This is a genomic window from uncultured Vibrio sp. (genome assembly GCF_947488985.1).
Lineage (GTDB): Bacteria > Pseudomonadota > Gammaproteobacteria > Enterobacterales > Vibrionaceae > Vibrio.
In genome coordinates this window covers 1-3,929 of record NZ_CANLBV010000167.1, presented here as the reverse complement: position 1 = coordinate 3,929, position 3,929 = coordinate 1, and the positions used below count along the sequence as shown (strand labels likewise).

The following is a 3,929-nucleotide window of genomic DNA, read 5'->3' as shown; positions in this document are numbered from 1 at the left end:
GAGGGAGATATTATTCATGTTACCAAAGTCGACCGCATTGCTCGAAATACCATAGATGCTTTGCAAATTGCTGATCAGCTTGCGAAAAAGAAAGCTGGTTTGGTCTTTCATGATTTGGGCGATTTAGACATCAATAGCGATGTCGGTCGAGTTATTTACACTACCATATCGGCGTTTGCTGAAATGGAAAGAAAACGAATATTACAGCGCTGTAATGAGGGCAGGGAGCGTGCACGCTCTGAAGGAAGGCACCTCGGCCGATTTCCTGACAAGATGCTTCACCAACGCATTCAAGAGCTTACTGAGCAAGGGATGAGCAAGCATGCAGTAAGTAAAGAGTTAGGCTGTAGTCGGACTACTGTTTATAAGGTTTTAGCAAAATAATTTGTTTTTTGCATTATAATGAAAAATAATTTGGCCATTAAACAAGCGTGAGGTGTAAATGACAGCAAGTATCCGAGCGAAAGAGCTTGGCGTAAAGAAATTATCTGAGGTGGTCGAGTTTTACGGTAATACCTCTCAGACAATGCGAAATATTTATGGCAGAAACCCTAGAGCATTTGATGCGATGGTACTTGGCTATTTAAAGGTCATTGAAAAAGAAAGTGCAAAATAATTTGGCATTACTAGCGTCAAGTAAAGGCGAACGAGGTATGGCAATGAGTCCAGCGGTTTACAGAGAAAAAGGTTACAAGTTCTTTTTCTACTCCAACGAAGAAGAACGCTTACATGTTCATGTGGTTGGAGAGAATGGTGAAGCGAAGTTTTGGATTGAACCAGAAATCACATTAGCCAAGTCTTACAACTTATCAGTCAAAGACTTGAACAAGTTAGAGAAAAGCGTAAGAGAGCACGAAGATGAAATCAGAGGATCTTGGAAAAAACACTTTGGTTAAAGTCTTAGGGGTTAACCCCCTTGGTCTTTGGCTACTGGCTGAGGGTGAGGAGCATTTTCTGAGCTTCGAAGAATTCCCTTGGTTTAAGAACGCCACTGTTGAATCGGTGTTCAATGTTGAAAAGCAAGGCCGTAGCGGTTTTTGTTGGCCTGAGTTGGATGTGGATTTGACGCTAGACGGCATCAAACACCCTGAAAAATATCCACTAAAAGCAAAGCACTAGGAGACATCATGAAAGATTTCATCTTTGAATCACCATTTCCAACTACAGAGCAAGGCTTATTGAATCTTGTGTTTCTAGATAAAAGTCGAATTTTTGAGTGTTTCGAAAGGCACAGTATGACAAGGTTTGCTCTGTTATCTGAAGATGAAAAAGCCACGATTGCAAAGCTCAGTATTTTGTCTAATGGAGAGGCTTCGTTAGAGTTTCATGATGCTGTAGAAGCTAGTGTAATTCTTGAGAAGATGGGTTAGAGCTTACGAATTACACTAGCTTCAAAGCTCGAATCAGGTCGTAACACCTTTTAGTAAGTATATCTCCTGATTAATCAATTAACCAAGGGAATTGAATGGGTGTAAAAGTGAGAGCAAACAAACAGATCCGTGCAACATGGGATCGGTTCAATGGCGCTGGGCAAATGTCTACAGTAACGATTGACGAAGTAAGATGCTTTGCGGAAAAGCGTGGATTGACTGTTGAAAGTGTAGAAGAGATTGAATTTGGTTGGAACCCTCGAATTAAAGGTATTTTTATAAAGACAGATGCAGGCTCAGCCCTCTATCCTCGACAAAAACTCAATGAAATTGATATCTACAATCGCAATATAGCCTTTAAACAAAACTACGAGAAATTTTGGAATTCCGTGGATTGGTTTATGCCTCTTTACATAGCTAGAGGAACTATTAATGATGCAATCCTTAGCGCTGGCATAAACATAATTGAGCATAGTCGCTGGAATAAACAGCTATTACAGAGTCGTTTTGAGCCTTGCCTTACCTCAATATATACACTTGGCAATATTCTCCCTATCACTGTCCAGACTCTTGCTGATTCAACAACAATATCCAAGCATTTACCTATAATCAAAGAGTCCATTTTAGCTTTTTATAGCGGCATGAAAGTAGCCGCTATAGCCTCTTTAATACCTATTATTGAAGATATTCTTGGGTCTATCCTTGGAGAAGGAAATTCTGATTTAGATTTAGTGAACAAAGTCAATAAATGCATAGATTTGGCGCATGAGAAGGTAACAAAACACCATATAGAAAAAGCAGACTGGGTACCGCCTGAATACATTGAGCTTTCAGTTATGAAGGTAATGAATGAACGTTCTTTTACCTTAGAAACAATAAGGTACTGGTTGATTAATAGCTTTTACGCCAAAACATCAGCTTATGATAATCACTCTGGGTTTAACCGTCATTTCTTTGCTCATGCTAAATCAGACGTTTGGCAGAACACCTCTAACTTCTTTAGAGCTATGGGGTTAATTCAAGCTCTTGCATTTGTTGAATGCTTTGCCGTAGAGGGGAGTAATGTGAGTATTTTCCCTCCAGAGCCAGATGAGCGCCATGAGTCTTTTCGCCTCGAAGTTTTAGTTTGTTTAAAGACCCAATTTTTTAAACAACAAATCCTTCAGCAACTACAAATTGACAATAACCTGCCATTCAATGATACAGCTTCGGATGATGGTTGGCTTCGTAGGGCTGCAAAACTATTAGAAAAAATGAACGAAGAGCTTATTCCTCGTTTACGAGAGAAAGGTTGGCAATGCCACTCATTTACTGATCCAGTAAATGAAGGTGAATACATTTCAGTAAATGCATCCAAAGGCAATCACGAGATTAAAGTTGCTTTGCTCTATAGATGTGCGACTGGAAATGAGATTTATAAAGAACTTGATAAGTCCTGTGATTTCATTCTTTATCAGGGAGCATATTACCATCAAGAAAGCTATGCTTTTGGCGTTACAGCTAAAGTTCTCCCACTCAATGCGTGGATTGCTCCAGACTAATTAAAAATATTGAGAAAGTCGAGAACCCCTTGTATCACCACGGGTTTTTCATGAACATTTTCTGACCACTAGTTCAGTAGAGCAGTCGTTTTGACTGCTGGCAAAAAAGCCCCACGTTCTGCGAGATTTTGGTTATCTAACCAGTAAAGAGTCCGAGTGTAGTTCACCCCACAGTCTTGATTACATATTAAACATCTGTAATACTCGAATTACTTCATCTTATATGTAGTGGGCTAATTTTTAGCGACAATCAGTTTATCTGGTTCACTAACCAATTAAACCATAGAGGGATTACCTCTATGGTAGTTTCTCTTTTTCTCAGGAGAGAAATCATGAATAAAGAAAAAACAATAGAAGTACCAGCGGATAAAGTGATCGATTTCCTTCTTCATGGAAGACAACTTGAAAGTCATTATGCGACCCAAGAGTCGGTTGATGCCTTAAAAGAAACAGTTAACATTCGCTTCGAGCAAGTTGATAAGCGCTTCGAGCAAGTTGATAAGCGCTTCGAGCAAGTTGATAAGCGCTTCGAGCAAATCGATAAGCGCTTTGAGCAAATCGATAAGCGCTTCGATGATGTTAACTCTAAGATTGATGATAATTTTAAGACACTGGATTCTAAGATTGATTTAAAATTTAATTTAATCCTAGGATTTTTCTTTACAAATGTAGCAGCCCTTGTTGGCGCTGCTTTTTGGATTGCTTCTAAATTAGGTTAATTTCTCCCTGCTAGTTCAAAGGGGGAATGACCACACTAACCAAAATCAAATAGCGGATCACCGCTGCTAACGCCATTTCGTATGGCGTTAGCCAGCGAATTAGGCGCACCCTAATGTGAGGTCTTCTATGCACCAATCAAAACAAAAAATGCGACACTGGCTTTTACGTTACACGTATGCGGTTTATATGCTCGCCATGCGAAAAAGCGGGGTGATAAGTCCCGATGCGTTTGTGTGAAAATTGCGCGAAATGTATCGAAGACCATTTACCTAGTTGTGACGAACAAAAAGCCATCTCA

Annotated in this window: 7 protein-coding genes; all 7 read left to right on the top strand. The window is 39.7% G+C overall.

The window, feature by feature from the left end; all coding sequences use genetic code 11:
• The coding region (locus Q1A70_RS19255) for a recombinase family protein (protein ID WP_299695486.1) at positions 1 to 384 on the top strand (384 nt) is incomplete at its 5' end.
• Positions 385 to 442: 58 nt separating this feature from the next.
• Positions 443 to 616, top strand: a complete 174-nt coding sequence (locus Q1A70_RS19250) for a hypothetical protein (RefSeq protein WP_299695484.1) — start codon at positions 443 to 445, stop codon at positions 614 to 616.
• A 37-nt stretch (positions 617 to 653) separates the two neighbouring features.
• Positions 654 to 896, top strand: a complete 243-nt coding sequence (locus tag Q1A70_RS19245) for a DUF4160 domain-containing protein (RefSeq protein WP_299695482.1) — start codon at positions 654 to 656, stop codon at positions 894 to 896.
• Positions 889 to 1,119: a DUF2442 domain-containing protein gene (locus Q1A70_RS19240; protein ID WP_299695479.1), complete on the top strand. Its 231-nt coding sequence runs from the start codon at positions 889 to 891 to the stop codon at positions 1,117 to 1,119. Before Q1A70_RS19245 ends, Q1A70_RS19240 begins: the two co-directional genes overlap by 8 nt.
• 8 nt (positions 1,120 to 1,127) lie before the next feature.
• The gene (locus tag Q1A70_RS19235) at positions 1,128 to 1,370 is read left to right on the top strand and encodes a hypothetical protein (RefSeq protein ID WP_299695477.1); all 243 of its coding nucleotides are present in this window, start codon (positions 1,128 to 1,130) and stop codon (positions 1,368 to 1,370) included.
• A gap of 95 nt (positions 1,371 to 1,465) precedes the next feature.
• Positions 1,466 to 2,911 carry a hypothetical protein gene (locus Q1A70_RS19230; protein WP_299695475.1) on the top strand — a complete coding sequence of 482 codons (1,446 nt, stop codon included), beginning with the start codon at positions 1,466 to 1,468 and terminating at the stop codon, positions 2,909 to 2,911.
• Positions 2,912 to 3,243: 332 nt separating this feature from the next.
• A complete protein-coding gene (locus Q1A70_RS19225) occupies positions 3,244 to 3,630 on the top strand; it encodes a hypothetical protein (protein ID WP_299695473.1) in 387 nt (128 codons plus the stop codon).
• The last annotated feature ends 299 nt before the right edge of the window (positions 3,631 to 3,929 follow it).

Bases quoted from the DNA above. Each gene is read 5' to 3' on its own strand.
- Q1A70_RS19245 (WP_299695482.1), top strand. From the start codon at position 654: ATGGCAATGAGTCCAGCGGTTTACAGAGAAAAAGGTTACAAGTTCTTT.
- Q1A70_RS19225 (WP_299695473.1), top strand. From the start codon at position 3,244: ATGAATAAAGAAAAAACAATAGAAGTACCAGCGGATAAAGTGATCGAT.
- Q1A70_RS19235 (WP_299695477.1), top strand. From the start codon at position 1,128: ATGAAAGATTTCATCTTTGAATCACCATTTCCAACTACAGAGCAAGGC.
- Q1A70_RS19230 (WP_299695475.1), top strand. From the start codon at position 1,466: ATGGGTGTAAAAGTGAGAGCAAACAAACAGATCCGTGCAACATGGGAT.
- Q1A70_RS19250 (WP_299695484.1), top strand. From the start codon at position 443: ATGACAGCAAGTATCCGAGCGAAAGAGCTTGGCGTAAAGAAATTATCT.